Genomic DNA, 15,816 nt, shown 5'->3' with positions numbered 1-15,816 from the left:
TTCAAAAGCTAGCGCGCGTGACAAGTCACAACGCGCAAGGCTTTTTATTCGAGATGTTCTGCGACTGCTGTCTTTCCAGCAATCCGGCCAAAAGTAAAGATGTCTGTCAACGAATTGCCGCCTAAGCGATTGCCGGCATGGATCCCCCCAGCAACTTCTCCTGCTGCATACAGTCCTTCAATGATTTGATCTTCCTTCGTCAACACATGGGTTTGCGGATCGATCTTCAATCCTCCCATCGTGTGGTGAACCGCTGGTTTTCTTGGTGTGGCATAGAAAGGCGCTTTTTCCACTTTCAAGTCGAAAACATCTTTGCCAAACTCTGGGTCTTTCCCAGCATCCACATAGCTGTTGTATTTCGCAACGGTCGCCTCTAAGACGGCTGGATCAACATTGATCTGCTCTGCCAGGCCAGCCAAGGTCTCACTGCGGAACAGCGTACCAGCAGCTACTTGCTTATCGATTTTTTCTTGGCTCGTATTATAAGCGGTTTTCTTGATCTCTTCATCCGCGATCAAATAGAACAATCCGCCATTATCGATCGCCGCTTGGGTCAATACATCGCGGCTTTCGTACTCATTAACAAAGCGCTCACCCTTTTGATTGACCATCACAAAGTTAGCTGGCGGCACTTGCAGCCCACTGAATAAAGCCCCTGTGTTCGGATCAGATACGGGCATCATTTGTGAAAAGCCCATGCCAACAAGGTCCGCGCCAGCACTTTCCCCTAGTTTGATCCCGTCACCAGTGATCGCTGGTGAATTTGACGTTTTGATATCGTCTTCGATCTCTGTCCAATAGGTATTGTATTGTTTCAACATTTTGGTGTTCGCTCCGAACCCGCCGGAAGCCAAAATCACTGCTTTGGCATGGATTGTGATTTTTTGACCGTTACGGCCTTCCCCGATGATTCCAGTAACCTTACCATCTTCGATCAATAATTCTTTGACAGGCGTATCGGTTAAGATCGTTCCGCCATGTTCTTTCACGAATTGATGCAAAGCCGATACAAAGGCATACCCTTCGTTTTTGACTGGTTTATGCCCACGGCGCCATTTCGCTCCTACTGGCATATCGACATTGTTCATATCAAATTCTACGCCGATTTCTTCTAACCATTTCACTGAGGCCAATGCTTGATCCGTCAAGATTTTCACTAGCTCGTACTTCCCATAGATCGGTTGCCCATTCAAATCTTTGCGTTTTCCGCCTAGATAAGTTTGGATTCGATGCCACAAAGCAGAATCAAACAAGTATTCTTTTTCTGGCGTCGTTTCTGAAAGATACGCAGTGATTTGTGCCTTCAAAGCTTTGAAGTCTGGCAAGTATTCTGCATCGATGTCTTGTTCATCGATCGTCAGCACTTCTTCTAAAGCACTGCGTTCGCCAGGCAATGCGGAGAAGCCATTTTGCCATTTTGGATCCGCAGCATTCATCGGTCCGCCAGTACGTACGGTATTGCCGCCGATCGCTGGGAATTTTTCTACTAAGATCACGTCTTTATTGGCTTGCAGCACACTGGCAGCTGCACTCAGACCTGCGCCGCCGCCACCTACGACAACGACATCGGTAGTATACGTTTCATCTTCTGTTTGTAAAGCACTGGCGGCTTTTGGACGTTTGCGCAAGACATCTGGGTTCGCACCAGCCATTTTCACGGCTTTTGCTACCCCATCGACGACACCGTTACTAGTAACCGAAGCACCAGAGATCGCATCGACATTTAAGGTTTGCCCTTCAATAATCTCTTGAGGGATCCGTACGAAAACGACATCAGCGATCCCTTCTGATTCACCAGACGTATCGATATCGATGGCTTCGATCCGTTCTTCGCTCAATTTGACGACCATTGGTAGATCCCCGTTATGTCCTGGTGCTGTGACGGTGTATTCACCAGGCTCATAAACGACTTCTTCTGGTACGTTCAACAAATTAGCGACTTCCGTAAACCGAACGAACTTGCGGAAACAGCTTTCCAAAAAGTCGATCGTTCGTTGATCTTTTAAATTGCCTTGTTCATCAAAGGCTTGATGCGCACGCCCCAGCAAGAACTCATTTCCTGGCATGACTGTCGCATTGACACCTGGAGCGTCAAGGATTTGGCGCAAATGAAGCTGTGCTCGGGAGGAGCCTTGCACATCGTAGGATGCGCCGACGATCATCACTGGTTTGCCATCAAAGGGATGGAGATTGAAGGAGAGCCATTCCAAGACGCTTTTCAATGCGGAAGGAATCGAATGGTTATGCTCTGGTGTTGCGATAATCACTCCATCGGCTGCTAAAATCTTGCTATTTAACCGTTGGATCACTTCACTATTGGTTTGATCTTGTGTTTCATTGAACATTGGAACATCCTTGATTTCCAGCAGTTCAATTTCTGCTAGGGCAGCAAATTCTCGCTGCATAAACGCTACTAATTGGCGATTGGTCGATTTTTTGGCGTTCGTTCCGATTAGGCCGACAAATTTCATGACTAGTTCCTCTCTTTCTTATGCTTGTTCCCACGAAAATTTCTTTGCTCGTTCTTTAGCCGTTGAATATTCACTGACCAGACGGTTCGTGATTTCGACGAACAAGACAAATTCATTGAAACAGTCTTCTAGTTCGGCAACTTTTTCGTTATCGATCAAGTTTCCTTGTTCATCGAAGGCTTGCATGGAATGCCCTAACAAAAATTCCGCACTCGGCATGATTCGGGCTTTTACTTCAGGCGCATCTAAGATCTGACGCAAGTGGGCTTGGGCTCTCGATGAACCTAATGCACCAAGAGAAGCACCCGTGATCATCACTGGTTTATCGATCAAAGGCCGCGTCGTATAAGAAAGCCATTCGATCATGCTTTTTAACACCGCTGGGATCGAGTGGTCGTATTCTGGTGTACTGATGATTACCCCATCTGCTGCTTCGATCTTCTCTGACAAGGCTTGGACTGCCGCTGGTGCCGTCCGATCTTCTGGTTCATTAAATGCCGGCAGATCACTGATTTCGCAAAGTTCGATCTCCACTTGGTCACTAAAATGGCTTTGAATAAATTGCAGTAAGCGACGGTTGGTCGAACGCGTCGAGTTGGTTCCTACGATTCCAATCAATTTCATTATCATCTCTCCTAATTGTGAATAATTTAACATTTAACAAAAAATAAAAAGTTTTTGACCATTGGCTTTGATTTCTTTTTTCAATCGTTTCTCAAGTTGATTTTTACGACCTACTGAGATGAAAGGCTTCTTCCTAAACAAAAAAATCTTCCCCAAGTACCCATTTAGTGTACGACCGAATTCTTTATTTGTGAAATATTTATTTAATTATCCATCGATAACAAATTTGTTATAATAAGAAAAATGACTAGGAGGACCACGCAATGGCACTTAAAGATTCCCATCTGATGCTGCAATACCTCGATACCTTGCTAAAACATAGCAACTATACCAAAGCCGCCAAAGACCTCTACATCTCACAGCCTTACTTGACACAAACCGTGAAACGTGCCGAACAAGAGCTAGGGACCCCCATCATCAATCGGCAGCCGGGTCATTTTCAACTGACGGAAGCTGGTAAAATCTATTATCAATATCTGGAAACCTTGGAAACAGAGTCTGCCAAATTGAAAAGTCGGCTGTCTTGGTATACCGCGACCGAGAAGCGTTCTTTGCGCTTAGGCATCTTGCCCAGCCTTGGTTCCTATCTGCTGCCACTCTTTTTGCCTGCATATTATGAACACTATCCCAACGTGCACTTTTTCTTGCGGGAAGACCTGCCGAAGCACAATGAAAAACGACTGTTGAATGGGCAGCTGGACTTTTTTATCGGACAAAATCCTGAGACGATCGCACCGAATCTAACAGTCCACAGTACCAATCAAGAACGGTATCTAGCGATCATTCCGCCTTGTTCTCCCCTGTATCAACCAGAGAAGCGGTATTTAGCACCTGATTCATTGGCAGTCAAAGACTTGTTGCAAAGTCCGTTGATTTTGACTGCCAGCGGCTCGGCGATTCGGCGCCAAATCGATCAATTGCTGCAAAAATACAAAGTAGAGGCGACGGTTCTCATAGAAAGCAGCAATATTTATACAGCAGCAGCATTGGCAGAAAACAACCTTGGGATTGCGATCGTACCCGAAAGCGTGCTACAAGCAGCGACTGCGACTCCTTTTAATCTTTATCCGATGCCAGAGGAACTCTTGTCCCTCACCTATTTTATTGCCCATCAAGCCGAACGGGCATTGTCAAACAGCGAAGCCGACTTGATCGAGACCTTTTTGCAACACGTCTAGCTTTCTTTTTACAAAAAAACAAGCAGCCACCACCTATATTCCTAGGTGATCGCTGCTTGTTTTCATTCTGCTGTTGGCGTTTCGATCAAACGGGCTAATTCTTGCGGATAGATCAGCTCTCCTTGTTTTGTAATGACTAATCCAGTGATCCCTTCTAACGGCGCCAGCTCCTGCAAGATGGCTTGTGGCTCTTTGCCGAACAAGCGGGTCGTCCAAATCTCTCCATCAACCGATTTGTCGGAGAGAATCGTGACACTGGCAATGGCTGACTCTAACGGATAGCCCGTTTCTCGATCAAAAATATGATGATAGGTCTTGCCCGCTACCTGATAGGTTCGTTCATAGATCCCTGATGTAACGACTGATTGATTATGCACCTTCAACGCAGCAACAAAATTCCCTCTTGGTAAGAAAGGGTTTTGGATCCCGATCCGCCAATAGCCATCTTGGTGGCTCGGGGCATCGCCGTAAGTCACCACATTGCCTCCAAGATCGATCAAAGCGGCTGTGACACCAACCTGTTTGAAATAGGTCATCAACAAATCAGCAAAATATCCTTTTGCCACAGCCCCTAGATCAAGCTTCATGCCAGCAGCTAACTCGACGGTCTGCAGCATTTCATCCAAAACGATTTTGGCAGGATCAGTCTTTGGCAGCAGCTCCGCGATTTTCTCAGGCGTTGGTAGATGGGCATCTTGGAACCCGATCCGCCATTCCTGCACCAAAGGACCGATGGCAATATTTAAGTAGCTATCTTTGGGTACGCTATGGGCTTTCCCTAGTGCGATCAATTCAAACAATTCCTGTGTGGCAGCGATCGCTCCTTGTCCTGCCTGCTGATTGATCTGCATCAACTCAGACGTCGGGTCATTGGCACTAAAACGCTGTTCAAAGGCCGCAGCTCTTTTGACTGCTTCCTCTAAGATCACTTCTGGGGTTTCATGCTGCACCCAAATCGTGATCACCGTTCCCATTCCCTGTAACACTCGTTGGCCTTCTGGCATTGTCCTTGCTCCTTTGTCCTGTTCTTTTGGCTATCATAGCAGTTTCTGGGAGAAAAAAGTAGTCTGCGGGATACCACTGCTGCTTTTTTTGAAAAAAAACTGCGAGGTCACCCTCGCAGTCTGCTGTTTCTATTGCTCAATGATAAAAGTCGAAGCGGCCTTTCGCCAATACTTCTTTGACCCCACCGGTTTGGTACAAGGAACGGTCCATAATGGCTTTTTTCACCACGGAAGCGGGATAGCCTTTGATGCCCATTTTCCCTACTAAGCCAAAGGCATGGGTATTGCCGATCGATGCCACTGAACCTAATGATTCAAAGTGGAAATCTGCTGGTTTTTCCCCGTTCATTTGACGTAAGATGTTTTTACCCGCATGCTGCCCCATCTTCAAAGCGATTTGAGCCGTTGTTGGATACGGGCGATTGGTCGCTGGGTCCATGACTGCTGAAACATCACCGACAACATAGACGTTACTATGATCAGGGTCTGTTAGGTCTTGATTGACCATCACGCGACCCCGACGAGCAGAAAAGTCTGATTCAGCCATCACATGGCTGCCGCTGACGCCTGTTGTCCAAACGATGGTTTTGGCTGATAATTCTGCTGTTGCTCCTGTATCGGCATCATTTTGATAGACAACGACACCTGGTTTGATTGCTTTGATGGGTTTACCAGTCAGGAAGTTTACGCCCCATTTAACGAGATTTTTGATCCCGTAATCCGATAGTTTTTCATCAAACATCGGTAATAAACGAGTCACTGCTTCGACACAGTACAGTTTGATGTCTTCTGGTTTGACACCTGCTGCTTTCGCGAAGGTTTTACGGTTTTCCACCAATGAACCTAGCAATTCGATTCCAGTGAAACCAGCACCGCAGACAACGATTTTTAGGTAGTCAGGATTTTGTGTTTCTTTGTATGCCTTCATTTGTTTCAACAAATGATGATAGATGTTTTCTGCGGAGTCGACATCCACCATTTCCAACGCATGCTCCTCGACACCAGGGATCCCAAATGATTCTGATTCAAAGCCTAATGCCACGATCAAATAATCATAGGTGCACGTGGATTGATCTTTAAAAACGATCACTTGCTGGTTACGATCGATCGACGCCACTTCCTTTTGAACAAAGCTCGTCTTTTGGGGACGAACGACATCATTGATGGGATAGCAAATGCGGTCTCTTGGTTGCGTACCGGCCGCAACTTCATGAAGATCGGTTGCCTCATAATGATAATCGTTTTTGTCGATCAATGTGATGTGAAACGCTTCTTTTGCTCCTTGCAGTACGTGCAATGCTCGCAATCCAGCATACCCTGCTCCTAAAATGACAACTTCCTTCATGTTTCCTTACTTCCTTTCTTTGCTGTAAAAATTATAAAATCAAACCAATCGCAAAACTCAGCACTTGTACGCATGCTCCGACCGCAAGGATCCGAACGGCACAAATGAAGGTCTCTCTTTTGATTTGTTTTTGCATAAATCGTTTTGTCTGTTGCCAGACAAAGGGCGCCGCGAAAAAGGTCAGAACCAGTGACCAAGGCGCAATGTTGAGGGCAACTGAGGCAATGATCGCAACAAACGCCAAGACGTTCATCGCGATAAATAATTTCAACGCACGGGCTTTACCAAGGTAATGCACCAGCGTATAGCGCTCATTTTTTTCATCCTCTTCCAGATCACAAATGTTGTTTGCCAGCATCAAGTTGGCGATCCATAATGTGTTGGGTAATGAGATCAAGAAAATACTGCCAATCGTGGCAATATTCCATTCAAAGGTTTGATAGGCATTAAGGTAGACACAGATCAATGAGATCATAAAGCCCATCGTAAAGCCAGAAAAGAACTCGCCTAAAGGCAAACTAGAAAGCGGCCGTGGACCAGAGGAATAAAAGATCCCGACTAGGTAACAATAAAGTCCCATCCAAAAGAGCGGCCAACCAACCACCATTGCCAAGGCGATTCCCATGGCGGCGGAAACGATGATCATGGAGACCATCAACCAAAAAACCAATTTGACAGACAACTGTTCCCGACCAATGATATTGGTTTTTTCTTTGTAATCATGCCCTTCTGTGGCATGATGGTAATCGTTGTAGTTATCTAAAATATCCACCGCCATATTGAAGATCAGCATGGCAATGAAATACAATAGGACATAGCCAAGATGAATCGTTTGATAATTGTACCAGCTGTAGCAGACACCAATAAAAAATGGCAAAATACTGGCGGTTTTTGCTTTAAATTCGACAAGTTCTAAAAATACAGGTAGCGTCACAACTTCACCTCCTTTAGTGAGTGCATTAAACTAGTCAATCACGCCCCTTTACGCTAGAATAAGGGCTGAATGACTGTTAGAAAGGGTTATACTATGTTTGACTTTTGGATCGATTATCCGACGATCGAACAACGATTGAAAACCGTATGTTCCATCATTGAAGAACACGTTACTGTTCGTAACAAAGAGATACAAGATGTTTTGATCGACTTTACTTATTCAGGTGGAAAAATGCTGCGGCCAGCGCTCTTTTTTTTGTTTGCTGACTTAGGCGATCCCCATTATAAAAAAACCGACCAATTAACAAAAATTGCTGCTTCTCTAGAAATTTTACACATGGCCACTTTGATCCATGACGACATCATTGACGATTCGCCGTTGCGGCGTAGTCAAGTCACTGTTCAAGCCAAATATGGCAAGGATATCGCGGTCTACACGGGTGATCTTTTGTTCACCCAATTTTTTGAGCTTTTGATCGAAAGTATGAATGGCTCCCCGTTTTTAAAAACCAACGCACAAGCCATGAAACGACTCCTTTTAGGTGAACTTGATCAAATGCACACTCGCTACAACATCCATGAATCGATTGACGACTATCTGCAAAGCATCAACGGCAAAACCGCTGAACTGTTTTGGCTCGCTTGTCTCGAAGGCGCTCATTTTGGCGGCCTCGACACAGAAAACCAAGAGCGGGCGGGTGAGATCGGTCGCAACATCGGGATCGCCTTTCAAGTATTCGACGATATTCTCGACTACACCTCTGATAGCGGCACTTTGAAAAAACCGATTCTAGAAGATTTGGCACAAGGAGTCTATACCTTACCGCTGCTATTTGCCAAAGAACAGGCACCTGCAGCATTCGCTCCTTATTTGAATAAAAAAGCAGCACTCTCCTTGGCAGAAGCCCAAGAAGTTGCGGATCTTGTCGTCCGTTACGGCGGTGTTGAAAAAGCGCGCGCTTTCGCGGTCACCTACACGCAAAAAGCCTTAGACGACATCGATCTGCTGCCCGAAGCACCTAGCAAAGCCAAAATTCGTTCATTAACTGAACTGCTCTTGCAGCGCAATTACTGAGCCATAGAGCAATGAGAAGAAAAGCGTCCATCACTGATTGATGGACGCTCTTTTTTTATCGTCGTCCTTGGTCAATGGCCAATAAGTGTTGAAAATGTTTGTTTTCTGCTGCCAATTCGGCAGGTGTTCCGCTCATGGTCAACTGACCATCTTCAATAAAGAGCACACGGTCCATCATCGAAATTCCTTGCAAGTGGTGGGTGATCCAAATGATTGTTTTGTTCTCCAGCACTTGGAAAAAGGTTTCGAGCACGCCTTGCTCCGTGATCGGGTCTAAGCCGACGGTTGGCTCATCCAATAAGATGATCGGGGTGTCTTTTAGCAAGATCCGCGCCAATGCCAAACGATGCCGTTCTCCACCAGAAAAACGCAAGCCGGCTTCATCCACCATCGTCGCCAAGCCGTTAGGCAAAGCTGCCACCATTTCTTTCAACCCGACTTGCTCCAGTACGCGCCAGACTTCTTCTTCCGAAGCCGACTCATTGCCTAGCCGAATATTATTCAAGACGGTCGTATGGAAAAGATAGGGACTTTGATTGATGACACCGATCAAGTCACTGATCGACTCACTCAATGCCGTCACAGGCACGTCGTTTAAGGTGATCGACCCTTGCGTCGGTTGCAGATCGCCTCGCAACAAGGAGGCAAATGTACTTTTCCCAGAACCGCTGCGACCAAGGATCGCTAGTTTTTGATGCGCAGGAATCGTTAGATCCAGCCCATGAAGCACTTCTTTGCCTTCAGGATACTGAAAATGCAAGTCCTTGACTGTGATCGACACGAGGCCCGTCACTTCAGGTACTGACGGTTGCTCCATGGAGACTTGGCGATTTTCTTCTGGCAATGCATTGAAGCGATCGATGGAGTCTTTGTAGCGATTGGTTTCTTGAGCAGCAGACGGTAATGGCGCAAATGCATCAACTAAAGGAAAGACACACAGGACAAAGGCAGCGATCCAGTTGGCTGCTCCTCCGTGGTTACCTGGAAAGCGAATGCTGGTCCAAAGCAGCAATGCGACAGCGATCACTCCAAAGATGCTTTGTAAAAGAAAATCACGCCGGCGATCAAAGGACAGCATCTGTTCATCCACCGCCCGCAACTGTGTTTCCAGTTCCTTATGGGCAGCCACGTACTCGCTGCCTCTTTGAGAGAAGACCCAATCAGAAACCCCTAATACATTATCCGTCAGTGTCGTATACAAGTTGTTTTTCATGTGTTTTTGCTTTTCTTGCCGCGCGCCGTTGATGATCACCGACCAAAGCGGCAAGACAAAGACGATGATCCCTAATAGCAGCAGCATCACCAAAGCAAACCACCAAGAAAAATAGCCGAGTCCAATGATCAAGAACGCATACAAGATCCAAGCGATCACGGTAGGAAAGATCGTCCGCAAATACAGGTTTTGAATATGGTTGATATCTTCTGCCAATAAGCCCAAGATATCCCCCGTGCGATGCGCTTGCTTAAAGAAGATCGCATCTTTTTCTACTACGTTGTACAGTTTCAATCGTAAATTAGAAGTCATGCGCAAGACCCAGCTATGACTGGTCAACCGTTCCAAATAGCGAAAAACTGGACGGCCGATCCCAAACGCTCGGGTCAGTACGATGGGGATGTAAACCAATAGAATGTTTTCTGGGATCGATGCCGAGCGGCTAATCAGGTACCCAGAATTAAACATCAGTGCCCCACCACAGAAAAAGGTCAAGAAGCCTAGGAATAAGGCCAGCGCCAAAACGTTTTTGTATTTTGACAAGAAAGGCTTGACCCACGTATCAGTTTTCAATGAGCGCAATAAGCCGATTTTATTCAAGCTGTTCCCTCCTCATTCCATTGACTAGTTCTGTAAAAGCACCTTGCTTTTGCTGCAGTTGTGCCAAGGTTCCTTGTTCCACGATTCTTCCTTGATCCATCACGATGATTTCATCCATTTCTTCCATCCAGTGCAAGCGATGGGTTGCAAAAAAAACTAACCGGTTTTCCATCAGCGGCAGCATCCGTTCCTTTAAGGCCACTTCGGTTTCAATATCCAAATGAGCCGTTGGTTCATCAAACAAAAGAATCTTTCGTTGCTGGTCTAAAAAGGCACGGGCTAACGCGATCCGTTGGGCTTGTCCACCACTTAGATGCCGTTCCCCTTCTCCTAACATCGTGTCCAACCCTTGCGGCAGCTCCGCTAAAAGCTCAGTCAAGCCTGCCACTTCAATGGCTTTCAGTACGGCTTCTTTGGTAGCTGTCGGCTGATAAAACGCGACATTTTCCTGCAAGGTCAACCGATAGATATAAGGATTTTGCGGAATATAAATCAGCTGTTCTTGCCAGCTTGCTTGGCGAAAGGCCGTGGTTTTGGCCCCTCCGAGAGTGATCTCGCCACTGTCTGGCACGAGAAAGCCACTCAAGGTATTGATCAAGGTAGACTTGCCAGAACCGCTCAGACCGATGATCCCGATCTTTTTGAAGCCAGTCACGTTCAAATTGATATCCGTCAAAGCCGCTTTTTCCTCGTAGGAAAATGTCAGCTGATCGATCGTTAACTGGGCGTCTTCCTGCCAACGAGGCACCGTTACTGCCGGTACTTGGGCTTCGGGCTGATGCAAGATCTCCGTCACCGCAGTCATCGCATTTTTCCCGTCTAAGGTTGCATGGTAATCACTGGAAAAGTCGCGGATCGGCAAGAAGTATTCTGGTGCTAAAATCAAGATGGTTAACGCTGGAAACAACAAGATCCCTTCATTGATCAGCCGCAAGCCTAGCAAGACTGCCACGACGGCAATCGATAAGGTCGTGAAAAAGTCTAAGGCGAAGGTCGATAAAATACCGACTTTTAAGGAAGCCATCGTCGCTTTCCGAAACCGTTCGCTGGAAGCAAAGATACTTTTGCCATATTTTTTACTGACCCCAAACAATTTCAGCGTGTCGATCCCACGCAGGGAATCGATGAAATGATTGGACAGTAATTGAAACGTCCGGTATTGTTTTTCCGCTTTGCTTTGCGCTGCATAGCCCAAGATGATCATAAAAATGATGATCAAGGGGAACACCAACAGCAAGACCAAGCCGGATTCCCAATCCAGATAAAAAACGAGTGCCAAAATGACCCAAGGAATGATCGACATATTCATGATTTTGGCAAGAATCAATTTCAAGTAGTTTTCGACTTGATTGATCCCTTCCAAGACCATCGTTGTTACATTTCCCGTCCCTTGCTGTTGTGCGATCTGAGGACCGACCCGAAACAATTTCTCCAACAATTGATCCCGCAGATCGGCGGCTTGCTGGTAACTGTAATCATCGAGTCTTTTGGAACGGAAATAGATAACGGCTTGTCGGGCGATAAACGAACAAAAGAACAGCAGAATCCAGCCCCACTGTTCCTCTAATGGTCGTCCTTCCCATAAGCCAGTGATGGCACGTGCCAATCCATACGCCTGCCCAATAATGAAGAGCGCCTGCAGGAACGAAAGTCCCGCAAGCAGCCCTAAAAGTTGTTTCATTCCTGGGAGCTTCATGATTTGTTTATCAATCATTTATACCCCTCCAACGCCTCCGTATGACTGATCCGTTTACGGAAGATATAGTAACTCCAAGCCGTATAGGCCAAGACGAAAGGCAAGATCGTCAGTGAAAGATAACTCATGATCTTCAATGTGTAGCGGCTTGAAGACGCATCAGCGATCAACAGGTCATAGCTTGAATCGATCGAACTGATCAAGACTCTTGGGAATAACCCTGTGAAGATCAATGCCACCAAAGCGATCAACGTCAAGCCGCTCGCAATGAAAGCCATCATTTCTTTGCCTTTAAAGACGCCGATATTTGCAATCAGTGTCAGGACAACGATCACCAGCAACAAACCAAGCGTTGTCGCAAAATGATTCTCAAAGAAATCCGTTTGGAAGTAAAGCATCACAGCAAAGACGATTAAGCCTGCATATAAGATGCCATAAAAAATACTTGCATAGTTGCGTGCGCGTGCCCGAATCGGACCTTCCGTTTTCAAAGCGATATAGTTTAATCCGTGCAAGTAGCACAACAAGGTCAACGCGATTCCGCCAACGATTGAAAAGGGATTGACGTAATCCGTAAAGGTTGCCGTCATGTTGCCATCTTCACCCAAAGGCATTCCTTGGATCATGCTGACAAACATCAGACCGAAGAAAAATGGCACGATCGTACTGCCGATCGTCAACGTCCAATTCCAAATATTTTTGTGCTCTTTCGGGAAGTTCGCTCGAAACTCAAAGGAAACACCACGAATGATCAACCCGACTAAGATCAATAACAAAATCAAATAAAAACCGCTGAACAAAGAAGCATACCAGTATGGAAACGAGGCGAACATCGCTCCACCGGCGGTCAATAGCCACACTTCATTGCCATCCCAGACAGGCCCGATCGTTTTGACGATCTGGTCTTTTTCCTCTTCATTGTGGGCCAATGTCTGCACGGACATCCCCACACCAAAGTCAAACCCTTCTAAGAAGAAGAATCCGGAAAATAAAAGCCCAATCAACGTGAACCATAGTAATTGCAGACCGGTCATCCTTCAAACGCCTCCTTATCAAATGGGTCTTCGTACCCATCTTGGTTGTCTCCTTGGCTGATTTCACCAAAGGCTTCTTTTTCAGGTCCATGATCCATTTCCCGTTTCACCAGATAGACCATCGTTCCGCCTAAGCCAGAGAACAAGAGGAAGTAAACGATGTTTGAGATCAAGAGTGAGGTCACGGAAACGTTTGGTGACACACTATCTTCGATCGTAAACAAACCGTAAACCGTCCATGGGTAACGTCCTAACTCCGTGATTAACCAACCAGCTGTATTGGCAATAAATGGGGTGAACAAAGTGATCGCCACTACCCAAAGCAGCCAGCGTTTTTCAAAGAGCCACGGTTTCTTCTTACGCGTAAAATACAACCCCAGACCAGAAACCAACAGCATCAAGGCACCAAAACCAGCCATGATTCGGAAGCTCCAAAAGAGTGTGTTGACCGGCGGGTAGTAATTGCGGTCGCCGTAGGTTTCAATCAATTGCTGATTGACCGTATCCATCCCATCGATGGAGCCGAAGGGTTCATTGAAGGCTAAGATACTCAACATATATGGAATCGAAATACCGAAGACTTGGTGATGTTCCGCTTCATTCGCCCAAGCAACGACAGTCCAAGCCGCAGGACTCCCGGTATCTTCATAAGTTCCTTCCATTGCGGCAAATTTCATTGGTTGTTCTTCAACCAAGTATTTCATTTGTTCATCCCCAGCTAGCAAGACGGTGAATGAACCGAACAATGCCACCGCAAAACCGATCCGCATTGATTTTTTGAAGAAGTCGCGGTCAATGTCTTTGTCTTTCTTCAATAGACGAAAGGCTGATAAACCAGCAACAATGATCCCGCCCATCGTGATGGCTGCGGTGATCACGTGTAAAAACTCATACCATACTTGTGGATTTGCCAATAATGCACCGAAGTCAGTCATTTCTGCCCGGCCATTGTTCAAGGTATACCCCACTGGATGCTGCATAAAACTATTGGCAGCTAAGATCCAAAACGCCGATAGCATCGAACCAAGCGTCACCAACCAGAAAAAGGTGGCGTGCAGCTTGGGACTGACCCGATCCCATGTAAAGATCCACAGTCCTAAGAACGTCGATTCTAAGAAGAACGCCAACAAAGCTTCTAAAGCTAAGGGCGCACCAAAAATATCCCCGACAAAACGAGAATAGTCTGACCAGTTCATCCCAAATTGAAATTCTTGAATGATCCCTGTCACGACCCCGACAGCAAAACTCAATAGAAAAATATTCCCCCAAAACTTCGTCATTCGGCGATATTTTTCATCTTTTTTGATCACATAAAGTGTCTCCATAATTGCAACGACGACACCAGTTCCGATCGAAAACGGTACAAAGAAAAAGTGAAAAATCGTCGTCATCGCAAACTGGATTCGCGCTAGTGTCACAATATCCATCCTACATCCTCCTATTTCATAAAAAAGTACATTAAAATAATTCTAAATAAAGAAAAATTCCAACTTCGAATATACTCCTCTAATCAGTAAAAAAGAAGCAAATTGCTTGCATTTACTGATTTTTAATCACTTCCTCTCCGATTCTTAAACATAAGGCGCTTTCATCAGCGGAATACAGCTTATTCTAGCTACTCCCAGCCAAAACGGGTTCCTTCAGAAAGCAATGGATCACTCAATAAAATCCCTGGAAACTCTTCTTTCAATACAGATGTGCTTAATAATTGATACATAGCAAACGTGTTCTTCATCCCTAATCTTTCCAGCTGATCTAACGTTTGCTGCATCAAGTCCGCCGCTTGTGCCTTATTTTGTTTTAATAGATGCGTCCAGCCTTCAAAAAACGGCATAAAGATCGCTTGTTCAATGTGTTCTTTTTCATAAACATGATCTCGCCATAAATGAAAGGTCTTTTCCGCATAATTCGCCTCGTCGAAAACAGCAAAGACAGAAAATACCGTCTCAAACGTGTTGTACAAAATATCTTCATTGCCAGGAATTTTTGCAAAGCGCTGACTCTTTTTGATGGCGATCGTCAAGCAGCGCCAAAGCAAAGCTGGCTCCATCGAAATTGCTACGCGGGCAAACAGCCGCAGCTCATAAACACCCCATGTATCGGTATTCAGCAAGTAATGCTTGGCAGAGTCCAAACAGTAATTGTGTTTCAGGTAAGCCTCCTCGATGGGCACCCCTTTAAAAAGCTCCTCTTTCATCAAGTAGTCAAAACGGATCAGTTGTAAGAAGTGGTCCAGCTCCAAGGAGTAATGCTGTTGAAAGTACGTGGTCAGCTTTTGATATTTCTTTTTTAATTTAGGTACTTCATCAATGGATTCGATCCCCATCGAACGGACATAGTCAACCATTAGCTTTTGAGCCTCCGAATGATGCTCCCCCGTATGTAGCAGCTGAAATTCGGCAAAACTCACTTCCAATTTATCTAGCAAGCGATGAAATCGTTCGCAGGAGATCGTCGTTTTGCCATTTTCAAATTGCGATAACAAAGACATCGACAATTGATCATCCACTAATTCCTTCAATAGTAAGCCTTTGCTTTTGCGAAGCTCTTTCACTGTCGCACCATAATTGTTCATTTTTTCACCTTCTTTTTCAATATATTGAAATAAGCAGTTGCTTTTCCCGAAGAGCCTTTATAGTTGAA

The 15,816-nt window shown here is 45.6% G+C and carries 12 protein-coding genes; 2 read left to right on the top strand and 10 right to left on the bottom strand.

Features of this window, described 5'->3' with window-relative positions:
- Window positions 1–44: 44 nt before the first annotated feature.
- The gene (locus IGK61_RS00420) at window positions 45–2,471 is read right to left on the bottom strand and encodes a flavocytochrome c (RefSeq protein WP_074535589.1); all 2,427 of its coding nucleotides are present in this window, start codon (window positions 2,469–2,471) and stop codon (window positions 45–47) included.
- A gap of 18 nt (window positions 2,472–2,489) precedes the next feature.
- On the bottom strand, window positions 2,490–3,095 hold the full coding sequence (locus tag IGK61_RS00415) for an NADPH-dependent FMN reductase (RefSeq protein ID WP_074535588.1): 606 nt from the start codon (window positions 3,093–3,095) through the stop codon (window positions 2,490–2,492).
- Between the two features lie 263 nt (window positions 3,096–3,358).
- On the opposite strand from IGK61_RS00415, the gene IGK61_RS00410 reads away from it, so the two are divergent.
- Window positions 3,359–4,273 carry a LysR family transcriptional regulator gene (locus IGK61_RS00410; RefSeq protein ID WP_010748521.1) on the top strand — a complete coding sequence of 305 codons (915 nt, stop codon included), beginning with the start codon at window positions 3,359–3,361 and terminating at the stop codon, window positions 4,271–4,273.
- Window positions 4,274–4,335: 62 nt separating this feature from the next.
- Here IGK61_RS00410 and IGK61_RS00405 read toward each other — a convergent pair whose 3' ends face one another.
- The 3 genes from IGK61_RS00405 to IGK61_RS00395 form a co-directional block, all read right to left on the bottom strand.
- The gene (locus IGK61_RS00405) at window positions 4,336–5,277 is read right to left on the bottom strand and encodes an FAD:protein FMN transferase (RefSeq protein ID WP_074535587.1); all 942 of its coding nucleotides are present in this window, start codon (window positions 5,275–5,277) and stop codon (window positions 4,336–4,338) included.
- A 136-nt stretch (window positions 5,278–5,413) separates the two neighbouring features.
- Window positions 5,414–6,622, bottom strand: a complete 1,209-nt coding sequence (locus IGK61_RS00400; RefSeq protein WP_015508719.1) for an NAD(P)/FAD-dependent oxidoreductase — start codon at window positions 6,620–6,622, stop codon at window positions 5,414–5,416.
- A 31-nt stretch (window positions 6,623–6,653) separates the two neighbouring features.
- Window positions 6,654–7,556 carry a prenyltransferase gene (locus tag IGK61_RS00395; protein WP_074535586.1) on the bottom strand — a complete coding sequence of 301 codons (903 nt, stop codon included), beginning with the start codon at window positions 7,554–7,556 and terminating at the stop codon, window positions 6,654–6,656.
- Between the two features lie 93 nt (window positions 7,557–7,649).
- Here IGK61_RS00395 and IGK61_RS00390 point away from each other — a divergent pair, with 93 nt between their 5' ends.
- Window positions 7,650–8,630, top strand: coding sequence for a polyprenyl synthetase family protein (locus IGK61_RS00390; protein ID WP_005226544.1), 981 nt, complete (start codon window positions 7,650–7,652; stop codon window positions 8,628–8,630).
- Window positions 8,631–8,685: 55 nt separating this feature from the next.
- Here the strand turns inward: IGK61_RS00390 and cydC are convergent, their stop codons facing one another.
- The 5 genes from cydC to IGK61_RS00365 form a co-directional block, all read right to left on the bottom strand.
- Entirely contained in the window at window positions 8,686–10,443 is a 1,758-nt protein-coding gene (gene cydC / locus IGK61_RS00385) for a thiol reductant ABC exporter subunit CydC (protein ID WP_010748518.1), read from the bottom strand.
- Complete coding sequence (gene cydD, locus IGK61_RS00380; protein WP_074535585.1) at window positions 10,436–12,157, bottom strand: thiol reductant ABC exporter subunit CydD; 1,722 nt, start codon at window positions 12,155–12,157, stop codon at window positions 10,436–10,438. Before cydD ends, cydC begins: the two co-directional genes overlap by 8 nt.
- Complete coding sequence (cydB, locus tag IGK61_RS00375) at window positions 12,154–13,173, bottom strand: cytochrome d ubiquinol oxidase subunit II (protein WP_005232836.1); 1,020 nt, start codon at window positions 13,171–13,173, stop codon at window positions 12,154–12,156. Before cydB ends, cydD begins: the two co-directional genes overlap by 4 nt.
- A complete protein-coding gene (locus IGK61_RS00370; protein WP_005232838.1) occupies window positions 13,170–14,600 on the bottom strand; it encodes a cytochrome ubiquinol oxidase subunit I in 1,431 nt (476 codons plus the stop codon). The genes cydB and IGK61_RS00370 overlap by 4 nt, the downstream gene beginning before the upstream one ends.
- Before the next feature lie 188 nt (window positions 14,601–14,788).
- Entirely contained in the window at window positions 14,789–15,748 is a 960-nt protein-coding gene (locus tag IGK61_RS00365; protein ID WP_074535584.1) for a helix-turn-helix domain-containing protein, read from the bottom strand.
- Window positions 15,749–15,816: the final 68 nt, after the last annotated feature.

Origin of the sequence: Enterococcus sp. AZ063 (genome assembly GCF_051715045.1) — a bacterium.
Classification (GTDB): domain Bacteria; phylum Bacillota; class Bacilli; order Lactobacillales; family Enterococcaceae; genus Enterococcus_D; species Enterococcus_D casseliflavus.
This window is presented reverse-complemented; position numbering and strand designations above follow the sequence as displayed.